Annotated in this window: 13 protein-coding genes; 10 read left to right on the top strand and 3 right to left on the bottom strand. The window is 73.8% G+C overall.

Annotation, left to right across the window (positions count from 1 at the left end):
* Positions 1–67: 67 nt before the first annotated feature.
* Positions 68–2,200, bottom strand: a complete 2,133-nt coding sequence (locus AC0HI0_RS10720) for an ATP-binding protein (RefSeq protein ID WP_480932150.1) — start codon at positions 2,198–2,200, stop codon at positions 68–70.
* A gap of 62 nt (positions 2,201–2,262) precedes the next feature.
* Positions 2,263–3,804, bottom strand: a complete 1,542-nt coding sequence (locus tag AC0HI0_RS10715) for a carboxylesterase/lipase family protein (RefSeq protein WP_480932149.1) — start codon at positions 3,802–3,804, stop codon at positions 2,263–2,265.
* A gap of 342 nt (positions 3,805–4,146) precedes the next feature.
* On the opposite strand from AC0HI0_RS10715, the gene AC0HI0_RS10710 reads away from it, so the two are divergent.
* The 3 genes from AC0HI0_RS10710 to AC0HI0_RS10700 all read left to right on the top strand — a co-directional run bounded on the left by AC0HI0_RS10710 (position 4,147) and on the right by AC0HI0_RS10700 (position 6,474).
* Entirely contained in the window at positions 4,147–4,701 is a 555-nt protein-coding gene (locus AC0HI0_RS10710; RefSeq protein ID WP_480932148.1) for a cysteine hydrolase family protein, read from the top strand.
* Positions 4,702–4,769: 68 nt separating this feature from the next.
* A complete protein-coding gene (locus tag AC0HI0_RS10705; protein WP_480932147.1) occupies positions 4,770–5,684 on the top strand; it encodes a nitrilase-related carbon-nitrogen hydrolase in 915 nt (304 codons plus the stop codon).
* A 172-nt stretch (positions 5,685–5,856) separates the two neighbouring features.
* The gene (locus AC0HI0_RS10700) at positions 5,857–6,474 is read left to right on the top strand and encodes a hypothetical protein (RefSeq protein ID WP_480932146.1); all 618 of its coding nucleotides are present in this window, start codon (positions 5,857–5,859) and stop codon (positions 6,472–6,474) included.
* Here the strand turns inward: AC0HI0_RS10700 and AC0HI0_RS10695 are convergent, their stop codons facing one another.
* Positions 6,475–7,596 carry an NAD(P)/FAD-dependent oxidoreductase gene (locus AC0HI0_RS10695; RefSeq protein WP_480932145.1) on the bottom strand — a complete coding sequence of 374 codons (1,122 nt, stop codon included), beginning with the start codon at positions 7,594–7,596 and terminating at the stop codon, positions 6,475–6,477.
* A gap of 607 nt (positions 7,597–8,203) precedes the next feature.
* On the opposite strand from AC0HI0_RS10695, the gene AC0HI0_RS10690 reads away from it, so the two are divergent.
* The 7 genes from AC0HI0_RS10690 (at position 8,204) to AC0HI0_RS10660 (ending at position 17,099) form a co-directional block, all read left to right on the top strand.
* Positions 8,204–11,491 (top strand): DUF4082 domain-containing protein, encoded by a 3,288-nt coding sequence (locus AC0HI0_RS10690; RefSeq protein WP_480932144.1) that lies wholly within the window; start codon positions 8,204–8,206, stop codon positions 11,489–11,491.
* 349 nt (positions 11,492–11,840) lie between these two features.
* Positions 11,841–13,034, top strand: a complete 1,194-nt coding sequence (locus tag AC0HI0_RS10685) for a cytochrome P450 (RefSeq protein ID WP_480932143.1) — start codon at positions 11,841–11,843, stop codon at positions 13,032–13,034.
* On the top strand, positions 13,028–13,696 hold the full coding sequence (locus AC0HI0_RS10680; RefSeq protein ID WP_480932142.1) for a TetR/AcrR family transcriptional regulator: 669 nt from the start codon (positions 13,028–13,030) through the stop codon (positions 13,694–13,696). Before AC0HI0_RS10685 ends, AC0HI0_RS10680 begins: the two co-directional genes overlap by 7 nt.
* 232 nt (positions 13,697–13,928) lie before the next feature.
* Positions 13,929–14,501 (top strand): TetR family transcriptional regulator, encoded by a 573-nt coding sequence (locus AC0HI0_RS10675; RefSeq protein ID WP_480932141.1) that lies wholly within the window; start codon positions 13,929–13,931, stop codon positions 14,499–14,501.
* Positions 14,502–14,523: 22 nt separating this feature from the next.
* Positions 14,524–14,721 carry a ferredoxin gene (locus tag AC0HI0_RS10670; RefSeq protein WP_480932140.1) on the top strand — a complete coding sequence of 66 codons (198 nt, stop codon included), beginning with the start codon at positions 14,524–14,526 and terminating at the stop codon, positions 14,719–14,721.
* A complete protein-coding gene (locus tag AC0HI0_RS10665; protein ID WP_480932139.1) occupies positions 14,718–15,881 on the top strand; it encodes an NAD(P)/FAD-dependent oxidoreductase in 1,164 nt (387 codons plus the stop codon). The genes AC0HI0_RS10670 and AC0HI0_RS10665 overlap by 4 nt, the downstream gene beginning before the upstream one ends.
* 18 nt (positions 15,882–15,899) lie before the next feature.
* A complete protein-coding gene (locus tag AC0HI0_RS10660) occupies positions 15,900–17,099 on the top strand; it encodes a cytochrome P450 (protein WP_480932138.1) in 1,200 nt (399 codons plus the stop codon).
* The last annotated feature ends 97 nt before the right edge of the window (positions 17,100–17,196 follow it).

The raw sequence follows: 17,196 nt of genomic DNA, 5'->3' as shown, positions 1-17,196 counted from the left end.
CACCAGCGAGCACCGGACCGGGGGTGGACGTCACGGCGGCGGACGGAAGTCCGCGACACCGCCGACGTCATCGACGGCGGTACGGCCAGGCGATCGACGCGGGGTCCTCGGCGACGAGCGCGCACCGGACGCGGGCCGCGTCCTCGATCCGCTGCTGCGCCCGGTACAGCGCCAACGCCTCCTGCCACGCCTCGCGCGCTTCGGCCGGCCGCCCGAGGGCGGTCAGCACGTGGGCGGTGCGGTCGAGCGTGTCGGGGTCGTGGAAGACGTCGCCGAGTTCCCGGTACCCGGTCAGCGCGAGGCGGAAGTAGTGCAGGGCTTCACCCTGCCGGCCGGTGTGGTGGGCGATGTAGCCCAACGTGTCCAGCGCGTCCGCCGCGCCCGGCGGGTGCCGGCGCGTCAGCACCGGGAACGCCTCGACGCAGTGCCGGCGGGCTTCCTCGTAGTGGCCGAGCAGCGCGGCGCACCAGCCGACCGTGACCAGGGTGTCGGCTTCCCAGACCTGGTCGCCGGCCGCGCGGAAGCACTCCAGCGCCCAGGTCGCGTGGGCGTGCGCCGACGCGTTGTCGCCTTCTTGTTCGTGCAGCACCGAGAAGATCCGGTGGGTGCGTCCGCGCGCGCCGGGGTCGGGGGTCGCGTCCAGCGCCCGGCCGAGGTGGACCCGCGCCTCGCCGCACCGCCCGACGCGGACCAGCGCGTTCGCCAGGTGCCGGTGGACCAGGGCGCGCACGGCGGGATCGTCGCCGCAGGCGCGTTCGGCGACCGACCACGCCCGCAGGTCGTCGCGGAGCAGCCCGCGTAATCGGTGGAACGCCGTCGACGCCCATGCCAGCAGCCACGGCGGCCGCTCGGTGCCGACGGCGGCCAGCAGGCACGCGTGCTCGGCGGTGAACCAGTCCAACGCCTCGGCGTGACCGGCCAGGTGCAGCGGCCGGTGGTCCGACGCGGGCAGGTCGACGCGGGCGTCGTGCGGTTCGAGCAGGAGGTGGGCGGCGTGCGCGGTGTGGGCGTAGAACCCGATCACGCGGGACAGCGCCGACGTCCGGTCGCGCGGTGCGAGGTCGCGCTCGGCGTGCTCCCGCGCGCAGGCGCGGACCAGGTCGTGCATCCGGTACCGGGTGCCGTCGCGGACGAGCAGCGACGCCTGTTCCAGGGCGTTGAGCGCGGCCCGGGTGTCGCGGACCGGCAGCGCCGCGAGGCGGGACGCGGCCTCCACGCCGATGTCCGGGCCGGGTGCGACGCCCAGCAGCGCGAAGATCTCGGCGTGACGCGGCGGCAGCGCCCGGTAGGACCAGGAGAGCACGACCGGCACGCTCGCGGCGGGTTCGCCGTCGTCCAGGCCGTCGAGCCCGGCCTCGCGCAACTCGGCGGCCACGGCAGCCAGCGGCAACCCGGGGTGGGCGGCGGCCCGGCCGGCGACGATGCTGAGCGCGAGCGGGAATCCACCGCAGTCGGCGACCAGCCGGGCCACCGCACCGGGTTCGCGGGAGGTGCGGGCCGGGCCGAGCCGCCGGTCCAGCAGGGCCCGGGCGTCGCTCTCCGGCAGCACGTCCAGGGGCACCTGCCGCGCGCCGAACGCGCTGGTCAGACCCAGCAGCCTGCGGCGGCTGGTGACCAGCACGACGCACGTGGCCGAACCGGGCAGCAGCGGTTCGACCTGCGCGGAGTCGGCCGCGTTGTCCAGCAGGAGCAGCATCCGCCGGCCGCTGACCAGGGTCCGGAACAGCGCGGCCTGGGCGTGCTCGGCCACCGGGACGGCCGCCGGCGGCACGCCCAGCGCCCCGAGGAACCCGCGCACCGCGACGGCCGCGGGCACCGGCTCGTCGTCGGGGCTGAACCCGCGCAGGTCGACGTGCAGCACGCCGTCGGGGAACCGGTCGGCGTTGCGGTGCGCCCAGTGCAGCGCGAGCCACGTCTTGCCGATCCCGCCCGCGCCCGCGACGGCCGAGATCACCACCGTGCCGGTGGCCTCCCCGCCCAGCGCGAGGTCGAGGCGGGCCAGGTCGTCGTCACGTCCGGTGAAGTGCGCGGGCGGTGCCGGGAGTTGGCGCGGCACGGGGTGTTCGCCGGGTGTGGACAGGTGCAGGCCACCGTGCAGCACACCGACCTGGACGGCCGTGTCGACCGAGTCGGACGTCAGCTCGTTGCGGTGCCCTGCCGCGTGGTCCGCGTCCCGCCACCCCACCGGATCGATGTCCACGGGGTTCACCGTGGCGTGCTCCGGTGGGTGTGACAAGCGCGGTCGACGGGAATCCCGCCGGGTCACTCCGGGCCGAGCACGCCGTCCCACAGGACCCGTTCCGCTCCTCGCGGGTCCGGCACGACCCCGGACCCGGCTCCCTCCGGGTGGAAGACCATCACCGGCCGGTCGTCGTCGTACGCGCCCCACCCGGACAGCTCGCCCGTGCCCGCGAACTCGACCCACCGGCCGTGCACCTCGTCGGCCAGCTCGGCGGGCCCGTCCTCGACCAGCTCGGCGACGCCCGGCGCGTCGAGGGTGTGCCACACGAACGGCAGCTCCACCACGTGGCACGCGCCCAGCGGGCCGCCGTCGAGGGACGGTTTCGGGGTGCGCCAACCGAACTCGTAGACGTAGGTGGGCGCGTGCCCCTTGCGGGCCTCGGCCACCCGGAGGCTGGGGATCCGGAACAGCCGGTCGGTCATCACCGCCGAGAACACCTCCGCCGGGGTGTCGCGCTGGTAGTGCGCGGTGGTGCCCTCGGCGTAGCGGTCGTAGAGCCGGCCCGGGTCGGGGACGCCGTACACGGCGAGCCGCTCCACCCACGCCTCGGGCGGCGTGCCCTCCCAGTCCTGGGTCAGCACGAAGTACCGGTGCTCCTCGGTGGTGGTGCCGATGAGCAGCGGGACGTCCTGCCCGGCGCCGGCCGCGATGGCGTCGATCGGCCGGGCGCGCACCAGCTCGCCGTCGACCACCGGCACCAGCGACATGCCGCAGGTCTGGATGGTGCTCTCGCCGTACCGGGCGGCGTCGGCGGTGCCGACGACCAGGTTGTGCACGGTGGTCTGCGCCGCGATCAGGTCGGCGATGTCCACTCCGGACAGTCCGGCGGCCGTCGGCTCGACGCCGAGCTGCGCGGCGACCGCCCCGGTCACCAGGGCGGCGTCGGCGACGGTCTCCACCACGTGCGCGGTGCCGCTCTGCGCGATGGCCTTGTGGAACAGCCCCCGGTCGAGCGACAGCAGGGTCAGGATGCTCATCGCGCCGGCCGACTCGCCGAACACGGTCACGTTGCCCTGGTCGCCGCCGAACCGCGCGATGTTGTCGCGCACCCACTCCAGGGCCGCGACCTGGTCGAGCAGGCCGCGGTTGGCCGGGGTGGGCGCGTCGGCGATGTAGCCGAAGCCCTCGACGCCGAGCCGGTAGTTGAACGACACCAGGACCACGCCGGCCTTCGCGAACGCCGCGCCGTCGTACATCGTGCCGCCGGACGAGCCGCGCAGGAACGCGCCGCCGTGGATCCACACCAGGACCGGGGCCCGCCCGTGCACGTCCGGCGTCCACACGTTGAGGTTGAGCCACCCGTCCCCCGGCAGGGGGTCGCGGCCGCTGAGCATCTCGTCGAACGGTCCGCCGACGGGCCGGGGCGCGGGCGGGCCGAACCCGTGCGCCGGCAGCACGTCGGTCCACGGGCGCGGCGGGACGGGCGCGGCGAACCGGTTCTCCCCGGTCGGCGGCGCGGCGTACGGGATCCCCCGGAAGTGCGCGAAATCCGCCTCCACGAGTCCGGAAACCGGGCCGTGGGCGGTCTGGACCGTGATCGTCTCGTTGGGCACGACAGCCATCCTGGTGGGCGGCGCGGGGGTGTGTCTCTAGCTCAACCGGGTGTTCCGTCGGCCCGACCGGCCCGTGCCCCGAGGGGGCTGCGGGGCCACCCGGTGGCGCCGGGCGCGGAGTGGGAGCCCGGTGGACCGGATCCGCCGAACCCGGCTCGTGGAGGTCTGCTCACGTTCCTGCCGGGCGGGTGGCGGTGTCCGGGCGACCCGGGCGCGTGACCGCCGGTTCACGGTGAGTGCCGAACCCCTTGGCGCACAGGCGGATCGACCTCGGGCGGTCGATCCGCCGTGCCCGCCGCCGGATGCGACTAGTGTCGGCGGTGACACTCGACTGCGGGGAAAGGCACGATCATGACCACCCTGGACAAGCGGCCCAACACCGCGCTCGTCGTCATCGACGTGCAGAACGGCGTCATGGCGGGATCGCACGAGCGCGACTCGGTGGTGGGCAACATCGGGAGCCTGGTGGCGAAGGCGCGCCAGGAGGACGTTCCGGTGGTGTGGGTCCAGCACTCGTCCGACGAACTCCCGCAGGGCAGCGACCAGTGGCGGATCGTGCCGGAGCTGGAGCCCGACGCGGCCGAGCCGCTGGTGGCCAAGCGGTACGGCGACTCGTTCGAGGAGACCGCGCTGGAAGAGGTGCTGTCGGGACTCGCGGTCGGCCGGCTGGTCGTGGTCGGCGCGCAGACCGACGCGTGCGTGCGGTCCACTTTGCACGGTGCGTTCGTCCGGGGCTACGACGCCACCCTGGTCTCCGACGCGCACACCACCGAAGACCTGTCCGCGTGGGGCGCGCCGGCCCCTGACCAGGTCATCGCCCACACCAACCTGTACTGGTCGTTCCAGACCGCGCCGGGTCGCACGGCGGCCACCGTGAAGACCGGCGAGGTCGACTTCGCCGGCTGACCGGCCCCGGTGGTCACCGGGTCGTCGCCGCCGGCCGCGACCCGGTGACACCGCGTAGCGTCACGGGCATGACCAGCACCGTGCGCGCAGCCGTCGTCCAGGCCGGGGCCCGGCTGTTCGACACCGCCGACAACCTCGACCGGGCGCAGGAGTTCGTCCGCCGCGCGGCGGAGGACGGGGCCGAGGTGGTGGTCCTGCCGGAGGCGTTCCTCGGCGGCTACCCCAAGGGCCTGGACTTCGGCGTGACGGTCGGGGCCCGCACGGCCGAGGGCCGCGACCTGTTCCGCCGCTACCACGACTCGGCGATCGCCGTGCCCGGTCCCGAGACGCACCGGCTGGCCGCGCTCACCCGGGAGCTGGGCTGCCACGTCGTGGTCGGCGCGATCGAACGCCGGCGCGGCACGCTGTACTGCGTGGCGCTGTTCTTCGGCCCGGACGGCTACCTGGGCCTGCACCGCAAACTCGTGCCCACGGCCGCCGAGCGGTTCCTCTGGGGCCAGGGCGACGGCTCCACCCTCCCGGTCCTCGACACCGGCCGGGCACGGCTGGGCGCGGCGATCTGCTGGGAGAACTACATGCCGCTGCTGCGCACCGCGATGTACGCCAAGGGCGTCGACCTGTGGTGCGCACCGACCGTGGACGACCGCGACGAGTGGGGCGTCACCATGCGCCACGTGGCCCGCGAGGGTCGCTGCTTCGTGTTGAGCGCCAACCAGTACGTCACGCGGGCCGACCAGCCGGCCGACGTGCGCCCGGTGCAGGGCGACGACCCGGCGACCGTGCTGATCGCGGGCGGCAGCATGATCGTCTCGCCGCTGGGCGCGGTCCTGGCCGGGCCGCTGCGCGGCGGCGAGGGCGTGCTGACCGCCGACCTCGACCTCGACGACCTCGCCCGCGCCCGGTTCGACTTCGACCCGGTCGGCCACTACGCACGGCCGGACGTGTTCACGCTCGCCGTCGACGAGACACCCCGGCTGGTGTGACGTCGGCGCAGCGTGGTCCGGCGTGCCCTGGGAGGTCCGCATCTCGGGTCCGCCGACGTCGGTCCGGTGGACGCCTCACGCGCCGGTCGTCGCCATGATCGGTGTCTACAGTGCACGGTGTCCGGCACGGCACTCGACGCGACGGGGGCGACAGGTGATCAGCGTCCACCAGGTGACCACGCAGCGGCAGGTCGACGCACTGCACCGCGCCGACGTGCTCGGGTTCTGCCTGACCCGGACGGCGACGCCGGGCGGGTACGCGATCACCGTCGAGCAGTGGGAGGCGCTGGACGTCCCGGCGCACCAACGAGTCGCGCTGGCGTTCGACCGGACCTCGGCCTACGGGCCGGACGAGGTGCGGGCGCTGGTGGCGCGCACCGGGCCGGACTTCGTGGAACTCCCGCTCGGTCCGGACGACCGGGACGCCCGCCCGGACCTGCTGCCCGTCGCCGGTCGGCCGGTGATCGCGCACGGCCTGTTCGTACTGCCCGACGACCGCCACCTGCTCTCCCGGGAGGACCACCTGGCGGCGCTCGCCGCCGACGGGGTGGCCCTGTTCCGGGTGGAGATCGACTCGTGGCCGGACTTCCCGGCGGCCGGGCGGTCGGCGCTGGACGCGTTCCTCGGCCGCCACCCGTGCCTGGTCGTGGACCGCTTCACCGCGCTCGCCGACTACCCGGCCCGCAACGCGCGCGGGCTGAGCCTGACCCTCGCATCCGCCGAGGGCACCTACGACCGCTCGGACCACACCGTCGCGCTGTCCCGGGCGGCGCGGCTGCTCCGTGCATGATCAGGCCCCCGAGGTCGCCGGGAACCGCTCGAACCGGAACGGTGCCAGCGCGTCGCCCCGGTCCTCGCCCAGCACCTCGGCGGCGACCAGGTCGCCCGCGTGCACGCTCAGCGTCGCGCCGCTGTGCGAGACCGCGAAGTGGAAGTTCGGCAGCCCGACCACGCGGCCCAGCACCGGCAGGCCGTCACCGGGGATGGGCCGCTCCCCCACCCGGACGCTCTCCACGGTCGCCGACCGCAGGCCGGGGTACAGGGCGCGCCCGGCCGCCATCACGGCGTCGACGGCCGCCCGGTCGACGCGGGTGTCCCCGTTCGCCGAGACGCGCGCGGCACCGTCGATCTCGTGGCTGTGCAGCAGCAGCCGCCCGGCCCCGTCCGGGCGGAGGTGGACGTCCGGCGCGTGCACCACGCGGGACACCGCGACCGCGACCGGCGAGGTGTAGACGAGCACGCCGTGCGTGTTGCGCATCGGCAGCGTGAGCCCGGCCAGTTCGGCGATCCGGGCGGCCTGCGGGCCCGCGCAGTCGACCACCGCGTCCGCCGCCAGCCGCCGCCCGGACGCCAGCCGGACCGAGCGCACGGACCCGTCGGCCACGTCCAGGTCGGTGACGGCGTCGTCGCGCACGAGTTCCGCGCCCCGGCCGGCGGCCCGGGACAGCAGGTGGCCGATCAGCCGGGCCGGCTCGACCCAGCCCTCGCGCGGGAAGTAGGCGATGCCGTCGTCGGGCACGGACGCCGGGTCCAGGTCGGGTTCCAGGGCGAGCGCACCGGCCCGGTCCAGCCACCGCGCCTCGTACCCGTAGTCCTGCACGGCGGCCACCTTGCGGCGCAGCACCGCGCGGCCCGCCTCGTCGTCGGCCCACTCCAGGTTGCCGCCCTCGTGGTACCAGTCGCCCTCGACCCCGAGCCTGCGGTGCGCCTCCATGCCGGCCACGCTCAGGTCGTGGTAGGACCGGGGCTGCTTGCCGCAGGAGTTGGTCCACGAGAACGTCGCGCCGGACGTGCCGCCGGCGGGAGCGCCCGCGTCCACGACGGTCACCCGTGCGCCCCGGTCCGCCAACGACGCGGCCACCGCCGCGCCGTAGACGCCCGCGCCGACGACCACCACCTGTCCGACCACCATCACGGCCCACCCTTCTCGGCGTTCTCCGGTCCCCCCAGCCTCGCACCGGGGACCAGTGGCCGGGTCGCGGTCGGCGCGGTGTCCTGCCGGGGCGGTGCGGGCACGGCCAGCGCGCCCGCACCGCGGGCCCGACGCGGTTCGGACCCGCTCTCCGGCGGAGCCGGCCGTTCGGCGAAAGCCATTCGGCCGAACCCGTCGCGGAAACCGGTGAACCGATCCGGTGGACACCCGCCGGATCGGCGGCAATACCGAACCGAGGTCGATTTCGAGAACCCCCTCGACTCGTTCGGAGCAACCGCGAACAGAGCACTGGAATACGACAGTCGGCCAATTCGGACCGCAATCGGCGGTCTGGAATCGCTCCCGTCGTGAAGTTACTTGACCTGCAAAGACTCCCTCTGGACCGGATCATGCGGCCAGCCGTCCCAACTGGCCGCGAACATCCGCAGGCGACCTCGTCACCACTTCGGGTGAGGCAATTCCGCCGGCCGTTCGACCATTCAACCCCAAGACCGAAGGACCGCCCCCGAATTCGGTAACGGGCACTCCGGCCGAGCCGATTCCCGACGTGTGACCAGGGCCGTCAGGGCCCCGAGGGGAGAAACACATGTCATTGCCCGGTACCCGACACAGACCCGGCTGGGCGCGGCTGCTCGCGGCGGCGGTGTTCGCCGCCGTCGTGCCCGTCGTGACCATCACGCCGGCGGCGCAGGCCGCCCCGTCGATCGCGATCACCGACACACCGGCCGGAGCCACGGTCGGCACGCCTTACACGTTCGGCGGCACGGTGTCCGACGACGCCGGCATCGCCGGGGTCGAGGTGTCGTCGGACAACGGCGCCCACTGGCAGAACGCCACGTGGACGGTCGGCCAGACCACGTGGAGCGCCTCCTACACCCCTAAGGCGTCCGGCACCGCGCAGCTGTCCGCGCGCACGGTGGACGCCACGCACACCCAGACCAGCATCACCACCGCCGGTCCGACGGTCGCGCCGCGCGCGTGCCCGTGCAGCCTGTGGAACGACTCCGACGTCCCGGCCAACCCCGACGTCGCCGACTCCTCGGCGCTGGAGCTGGGCGTGAAGTGGCGTTCCGGCGCGGCCGGCTACGTGCGCGGCGTCAAGTTCTACAAGGGCTCGGGCAACACCGGCACCCACACCGGCTCGCTGTGGAACACCGCCGGGCAGCGGCTGGCGACCGGCACGTTCGCCAACGAGACCGCGACCGGCTGGCAGACGCTGATCTTCTCGTCCCCGGTGGCGGTCGCGGCGAACACCACCTACGTCGTCTCCTACCTGTCCCCGACCGGGCACTTCGCGCTCAACTCCGGCTACTTCGGCACGTCGGCGCGCTACCTGGAGCCGCTGACCGGCCTCCAGTCCGGCACCGAGGGCTTCAACGGCGTGTTCCGCGGCGGCGCGGGCTACCCGGACCTGAGCGCCAACGACGCCAACTACTGGGTCGACGTCGTGTGGGCGACCGAGGCGGGTCCCGACACCCACGCGCCCGACCAGCTGTCCACCGCTCCCCTGGCGGGCGCGGGCAGCGTGGGCCTGAGCCCGTCGATCACCGCCGCCTACGACGAGGTGCTCGACCCGACGGCGGTCGAGTTCACGCTGACCGGCCCGGGTGGCGCGGTCGCCGCGCAGACCTCGGTGGTCGGCAGCGGCACCACGGCGAAGCTGACCCCGAACGCCGCGCTCGCCGCCGGCACCACCTACACCGCGTCGGTGCGGGTGAAGGACGTGGCGGGCAACCAGACCACGGCGTACACGTGGACGTTCACCACGGGTGCGCAGCGCCCGGCGGACTGCCCGTGCACGATCTGGGACGACTTCGCCACGCCGACCCAGTCCAGCGCCAACGACTCCGGGGCCGTCGAACTCGGCACGAGGGTCCGCTTCACCGGCCGCGGCGAGGTGCTGGGCGTCCGCTTCTACAAGGGCGTCGGCAACACCGGCACCCACACGGGCACGTTGTGGTCGTCTTCCGGCACGCAGCTCGCGACCGGCACGTTCACCGGTGAGAGCACCGTCGGCTGGCAGACGTTGACGTTCTCCAGCCCCGTGGTGGTGCAGGCCAACACCGACTACGTCGTGTCGTACTACGCGCCCAACGGGCACTACGCGGCCGACCAGGGTGCCTTCAGCTCCACCACGCCGATCGGCTACGGCCAGATCCAGGCCGCGATCGACTCGATCGCGGTGCCCAACGGCGTGTACAAGTACGGCGGCGGGTTCCCGTCCACCGGTCACCTCGCGTCGAACTACTGGGTCGACGTCGTCTACCGCAACGGCACCAACGGCGACCACGTCCGCCCGACGCTGGACACCCGCGCGCCCGCGCCCAACGCCACCGACGTGGCCTTGGACGCCTCGGTCACCGCGGGCTTCAGCGAGGCGATCGACACGACCACGGCGCAGATCCGGGTGACCGACGACGGCGGCGCGTCGCTGTCGGGCACGACCGCGTGGTCCGGCGACCTGAAGTCGGCGACGTGGACGGCGAACGGCGCGTTCACGCCCGGCACGCACTACAACGTCTCGGTGAACGTGGCCGACGTCAACGGCAACGTGATCGCGGCCCCCGTGACGTGGTCGTTCACCACGCAGGCCGTGGAGCTGACCACGGCGTCGTTGTTCAGCACGGCGATCGTGCCGGAGGTGCAGTCCGGCAGCGTCCGCAACGCCCGCGAGCTGGGTGTGCGGTTCGGTTCGCCGTACAACGGCGTGGTGAGCGCGATCAAGTTCTACAAGGGTCCGGGCAACACCGGCACCCACACGGGCTCGATCTGGAACGACTCCGGCACCAAGCTGGCGACCGGGACGTTCACGAACGAGACCGCGACCGGCTGGCAGACGCTGACGCTCGACCCGCCGCTGGTGGTCAAGGCGAACACGATCTACGTCGCCTCCTACACCACGCCCGACGGCGTGTACTCCTACGACCCGGGCTACTTCGACCGGCGCAGCCCGGTCGTGTCGGGTCCGCTGTACACGGCGTCCGGCGCGTACGCGAACGGCCGGTACTCGACGACCACGGGTGCGTTCCCGACCGACTTCTACAGCGGCAACTTCTGGGTCGACGTGAACTTCACGCCCTACGCCGACCAGACGGCCCCGGTGAACACCGGCTACACGCCGTCGAACGACGCGACCGGCGTGGGGGTCGGCAGCACGGTCACCGCGACGTTCAACGAGGCGGTCAGCCTGACCGGCACGAAGTTCCGCGTCGAGACCCGTTGGGGTGTCCCGCTGCGCGGCAACCTGACGCTGGCCAACGACGACAAGACCCTCGTCTGGACGCCGGTAGCGCCCTTGTCCCGCAACAACAACTACCGCGTGTCGGTGGAGGCGTGGGACCCGAGCGCGAACACCGCGGCGACGTTGAACTGGTCGTTCACCACGGGTGACGCGGCGTGTCCGTGTTCGGTGTTCAGCACCGCGGAGACGCCGCAGATCTCGGAGACGGCGGACGGCAACCCGTACGAGCTGGGTCTGCGGTTCACGCCGGCGGTCGACGGCCAGGTGACCGGTGTGCGGTTCTACAAGGGTGCGGGCAACACCGGCACCCACACCGGTTCGCTGTGGACCACGACCGGCACGCAGCTCGCCACCGGCACGTTCTCCGGTGAATCGGCGAGCGGCTGGCAGACGTTGACGTTCGCCACGCCGATCTCGGTCACGGCGGGCACGAGCTACGTCGTGTCGTACTTCGCGCCCAACGGCCACTACTCGCACGACCCGTCGCTCTCCAGCCGCTGGCTGTTCCCGGTGAACACCCCGCAGTTGGGCGGTGTCGGGTCCGTGTACGGCAACGGCACGGGCTTCCCGACGATCGCGACCAACGGCAACTACGGCCCGAACTACTGGGTCGACGTCGTCTTCACCAACTAGGTCACGCCGGAACCCCGGCCGGGCACCGCGCCCGGCCGGGGTTCCGCCGCGTCGGCCGGAGGGGTGCCGACGCGGCGGACCGGTGCGGCCTCGCCGGGTCCGGTGCCCGGCGGTGCCGCCGTGACGGTGGGCCTGGTGCCGTTCGCCCAGTGGACGGGGAGCGCACCGGTCGGTCAGGACCGTTGTCCGGCAACGGGTTCCGGGGCGGTGGGCGTTGTCGGAGGTGGCGCGGTTGCCCGGCGCGGGCGACGACCCGTGGCGACGACTGTTTAAAGCAGTCGCTTGACTTAGCTCCGGTCCGCCGATTCACTGGGTGCCACGTGCACGTCCGACGCGGAGGAGTACGCCCGTGGGGTCCGACGAGGTGCTGAGCTACCCGATTCCCAACCCGACCGCGCTGGAGCCGCCCGAGATCTGGGCCGAGCTGCGGCGGGAGCGCCCGGCGGCTCCGGTGGCGCTGCCCAGCGGCGACCGCGCGGTGCTGATCACCCGCTACGACGACGTCAAGCAGGTGCTGGCCGATCCCCGGTTCTCCCGGCAGCTCACCGCGCCGGGGGCGGCGCGGATCACCGACAGCGCGAGCGGCGTGTTCAACAACGACTCGGGCTCGTCGATCCCGGCCACCGGGGAGGGGCACCGCCGCTGGCGGCAGGCGGTCGGCCGGTGGTTCACCGCCAAGCGGATGTCCGCGCTGCGCCCGGAGATCGAGGCCATGGGCGACCGGCTGGTGGACCGGATGGTGGCGGGCGGGCAGCCTGCCGACCTGAAGGCGGCGTTCGGCTTCCCGCTGCCGGTCTGGGTGATCTGCCGGCTGCTGGGCGTGCCGGACGCCGACCGGGACCGGTTCTCGCACTGGTCGGACGCGATGCTCAACCTCAGCCGCTACTCCGAGGCCGAGCTGGGCGCCGCGCGGGCCGAGTTCGTGCGGTACATGGGCGCGCACGTCGCGGCCAAGCGCGAGCGCCCGCGCGACGACCTGCTCAGCGCGTTGATCACCGAGGGCGCGATGACGGACGCGCAGCTCGTGGCGACCGGGCAGGGCCTGCTGGTGGCCGGGCACGAGACCACGGCGAACATGATCGGCAAGATGATCGGGATGCTGCTGTCCGACCGGTCCCGCTGGGAGCGGCTGCTGGCCGACCCGGCGCTGGTGCGCACGGCGGTCGAGGAGGCGCTGCGGTTCGACGCCAACCCCGGGATCGGCCTGCCGCGCTACCTCACCGAGGACACCGAGCTGTCCTCGGGCACGCTCCCGGCGGGCACGACCGTGATGTGCAGCATGGCCGCGGCCAACCGGGACGACGCGGCGTTCGACCGCTCGGGCGAGATGGACCTGGCGCGCACGCCCAACGCGCACCTGGCGTTCGGCGCGGGCGCGCACTCGTGCCTCGGGCAGGCGTTGGCGCGCACCGAGTTGCAGGTGGCGCTGGAGGTCCTGCTGCGCCGGCTGCCCGGTCTGGCGCTGGCCGTCGAGCCGGCCGAGCTGGCCCCGGTGGTGGGCCTGGTGGTCGGGGGGCTGAGCACCGTGCCGGTACGGTGGTGACCGTGGCGACCGACGTCGACAGGACACCGCGGGCGGAACAGGTCGACGCGACCCGCCGGCAGATCCTGGACACCGCCGAGCGGCTGTTCGCCGAGCAGGGCCTCTACGCGGTGTCCAACCGCCAGATCAGCACCGCCGCCGGGCAGGGCAACAACGCCGCCGTCGGCTACCACTTCGGCACGAAGGCCGACCTGGTGCGCGCGATCGTGCGGCGGCACGCGCTGCGCGTGGAGCAGCTGCGCGCGGCCCTCGTCGCGGACGCCGAGGTGTCGGCGGACCTGCGGACGTGGGTGGGCTGCCTGGTCCGGCCGGTCACCACGCACCTGGCGTCGCTGGGCGACCCGACGTGGTTCGCCCGGTTCGGCGCGCAGGTGGTGACCGATCCGGCGTTCCGGGACATCATGACCGAGGAGGCGCTGTCCACACCGGGCCTGCGCCGCGTGGTGGACCGGATGCACGGCTGCCTGCCGGGCCTGCCGGACGAGGTGCGCCGGGAGCGCGGCGAGATGGTGAGCGCGCTGATGGTGCACGTCTGCGCCGAGCGGGAACGGGCGCTCGCGGACGGCGGCATCACGCCCCGCCCGTCGTGGGAGGAGACGGCCACCGGGCTGGTCGACGCCATCACCGGGTTGCTGACCGCCCCGGTCGTCGGCCTGCCGTGACCGGTCCGCACTGACCGGCGGTCGCGTCCGTTTCGTCACCCGTGGGAACTGCGCGGTCACGCGCTGCCGACAAATCCTAAGTCAGTTGCTTGACTCAATTTCGGACTATCGGTTAGCTGGATCCACGGCACCGACTCCAGGAGGACGCAGTGGCACGCGTGGTGGACACCGGATCCGGCGGCCGGACACCGGGCGCCGGCTTACCCGGGCCGGTCGGCGGGCCGGTGCGCTGATGGCGACGGGGGTCGGGCGGGCGCCGGGGACCCGCGAGTCGATCCTGGTCGCGGCGGAGCGGCTGCTGGCCGAGCGCGGCCCGGCCGCCGTGCCCGCGCCGGCGGACCTGGTCCGCGCGATCGTGGGCCGGCACGAGGAGTCGGTGGAACCGGCCCGGCTGCGGATGCTGGCCGGGATCGGCGAGAGCCGCGAGGTGCGCGACTGGGTGGCGTGCCTGGTGCGGCCGTTCACCGAACACCTCGCCCACCTGGGCAGACCGGCCTGGTACGCGCGGTTCACCGCGCGCGTGCTGGCCGACCCGGACCTGCGGCGGGTGGTGCTGGAACGCGCGGTGGTCGCCGGATCGGTGCAGCGGGTGCTGGACGGCCTGAGCCGGTGCGTGCCCGCCTTGCCGCTGCCGGTGCACCTGGAGCGCGGCGCGATGACGCGCATACTGCTGGCGGAGACCTGCGCGCGGCGCGAGCGCGCGCTCGCCGAGGACGGCCTGCGCGGCAAGACCTGGGAGGACGTGGCCGGCGGCCTGGTGGACACGATCACCGGGCTGTGGCTGGCACCGGTCGCCGGTCGGTGACCGGGGGAAGCGAGGGGAATCCGTGAAGATCAGCGTGGACGAGGACAAGTGCTGCGGGGCCGGGTCGTGCGTGCTGCTCGCGCCGGAGGTGTTCGACCAGCGCGACGAGGACGGCGTGGTGGTGCTGCTGGAGCCGGAACCGGGTGAGCACCTGCACGCCGCCGTCCGCGAGGCCGCCAACGTGTGCCCGGCGTCGGCGATCGCGCTGGGGCGGGCGTGAGCCCGGGGTCGGTGCTGGTGGTCGGGTCGGGGGCGGCCGGCCTGGCGACGGTGGAGGCGTTGCGCCACCAGGGCTTCACCGGCGGGCTGACGGTGCTCGGCGACGAGTCGCACCCGCCCTACGACCGGCCCCCGCTGTCCAAGCAGGTGCTGTCGGGGGCGTGGCCGGTCGAGCGCGCCCACCTGCGCACGGCCGACGCGCTCGACGCGTTGGACGCGCGGTTCGTCGCCGGTGACGCCGCGGTCTCGCTGCACGTGCCGACACGCGCGGTGCGCACGGCGTCCGGGCTGACGTGGACGGCCGACGCCGTGGTGGTGGCGACCGGCGCGCGGCCCCGGCGGCTGCCGGGCGAGGACGGGCCGTGCCGGGTGCACGTGCTGCGCACGATCGCCGACGCGGTGGCGTTGCGCGCGGATCTGCTGGTGGCGCGGCGACTGGTCGTGGTCGGTGACGGCGTGCTGGGCGCGGAGGTGGCGGCGACGGCGCGCGGGCTGGGCGTGGACGTCACGCTCGTCGGTCCGCAGCCCGCTCCCCTGGCGCTGCAACTGGGTCCGCTCGCCGCCGGGGCGTTGGCGGAGCTGCACACGGGGCACGGGGTGCGGTTGCGGCTCGGGGTCGGGGTGGACCGGCTGGTCGGCGACGGCGTGCGGCTCGCGGACGGCGAAGTGCTGGCGGCGGACGTGGTCGTGGTCGCCGTGGGCGCGGTCCCGAACACGGAGTGGTTGTCCGACAGCGGTCTCACGCTCGGTGACGGCGTGGTGTGCGACGCGGGGTGCCGCGCCGCGCCGGGGGTCTACGCGGTCGGGGACGTGGCGCGGTGGGCGCACCCCGCGCTGGGCCCGCTGCGCCTGGAGAACCGGACGAACGCCACCGGGCAAGCCGTCGTGGTCGCGGACAACATCCTTGGCGGACAACGATCTTACGCACCGGTCCCGTACTTCTGGACCGACCAGTTCGACGCGCGGGTCCACGTGCACGGGCTCCCGGCGGCGGCCACCCGGGTGACCGTGGTGGAAGGCGATGTCGAGGCGCGCCGGTTCGTGGCACTGTACGAGAGGGACGGCGCGCCGGTCGCCGTCCTGGGCTGGAACATGCCGAAGCAGGCCCGTCAGCACCGCCGGCAACACCTGGAGGAACAGCCTGTCGCCGCCGGTCCGTAGCCGATCCGGAGGGAAGACATGACGAGCACGTCCGGAGTCCCGCCGTTCCCGATGCCCCGCGCGCAAGGCCGCCCGTTCGACCCGCCGCCCGCGCTGCGCGGCCTCCAGCAGGAGGCTCCGCTGGCGAAGGTGGAGCTGTGGGACGGCAGCACCCCTTGGCTGGTGACCCGTTACGCCGACCAGCGCGCGGTGCTCGGCGACGGGCGGGTCAGCGCCGACATGGCCGACCCGCGCTACCCGAGGCAGGGCCCCGGGATCGGCTCGGCGTTGAGCTTCGTCGGGATCGACGACCCCGAGCACTCCCGGCTGCGGCGGATGATCGGGGCGGTGTTCACCGTGCGCAACGTCGAGGCGATGCGGCCCGCCGTGCAGCGGATCGTCGACGACGCGGTGGACGCGCTGCTCGCCGGCCCGCGCCCGGTCGACCTGGTCGCGGAGTTCGCGCTGCCGGTGCCGTCGCTGGTGATCTGCGCCCTGCTCGACGTGCCGTACGCCGACCACGACCACTTCCAGCGCAACAGCCGCACGGTGGTGAACCGGGGTTCCACCGGCGAGCAGCGCGGCACGGCGATGCGCGCCCTGGCCGAGTACCTGGGCGGGCTGGTGGCCGCGAAGGTCGACGCCCCCGGCGACGACCTGCTGTCCCGGCTGGCGGTGCGGATCCGGGCCGGTGAGCTGACCGTGCGCCAGGCCACGGACATGGCGGTGCTGCTGCTGGTCGCGGGCCACGAGACGACCGCCAACATGATCGGCCTGAGCACCTTGTTACTGCTGCGCAACCCGGAGCAGTTGGCGTTGCTGCGCGACTCCGCCGACCCGGCGGTGGCGACCCGCGCGGTCGAGGAGATGTTGCGGTACCTCAACATCACCCACAGCGGGCGGCGGCGGTTCGCGACGCGCGACATCGAGGTGGCGGGCCAGGTGGTGCGCGCGGGCGAAGGACTGGTGATGCCCAACGACATCGCCAACCGCGACCCCGCCGCGTTCCCGGACCCGGACCGGCTCGACATCACCCGCGACGCCCGGCACCACATCGCGTTCGGGTTCGGCGTGCACCAGTGCCTGGGCCAGCCGCTGGCCCGCCTCGAACTGGAGGTCGTCTACCGGACGCTGTACCGGCGCGTGCCGGATCTGCGGCTGGCGGTGGATTTCGAGTCGATCCCGTTCAAGCACGACGGTCTGGTCTACGGGGTGTACGAGCTGCCGGTGACCTGGTGACCGGCGCGGACCGACCGTCGCCGCGCGTTCACCCGTCGTGACTTCGGGCACGCAAAGCGACCGCCCGATCACGCCTTCCGCGCCGCGCAGTCCACTG

The organism is Saccharothrix sp. NBAS 001, from assembly GCF_056640475.1.
This window is presented reverse-complemented; position numbering and strand designations above follow the sequence as displayed.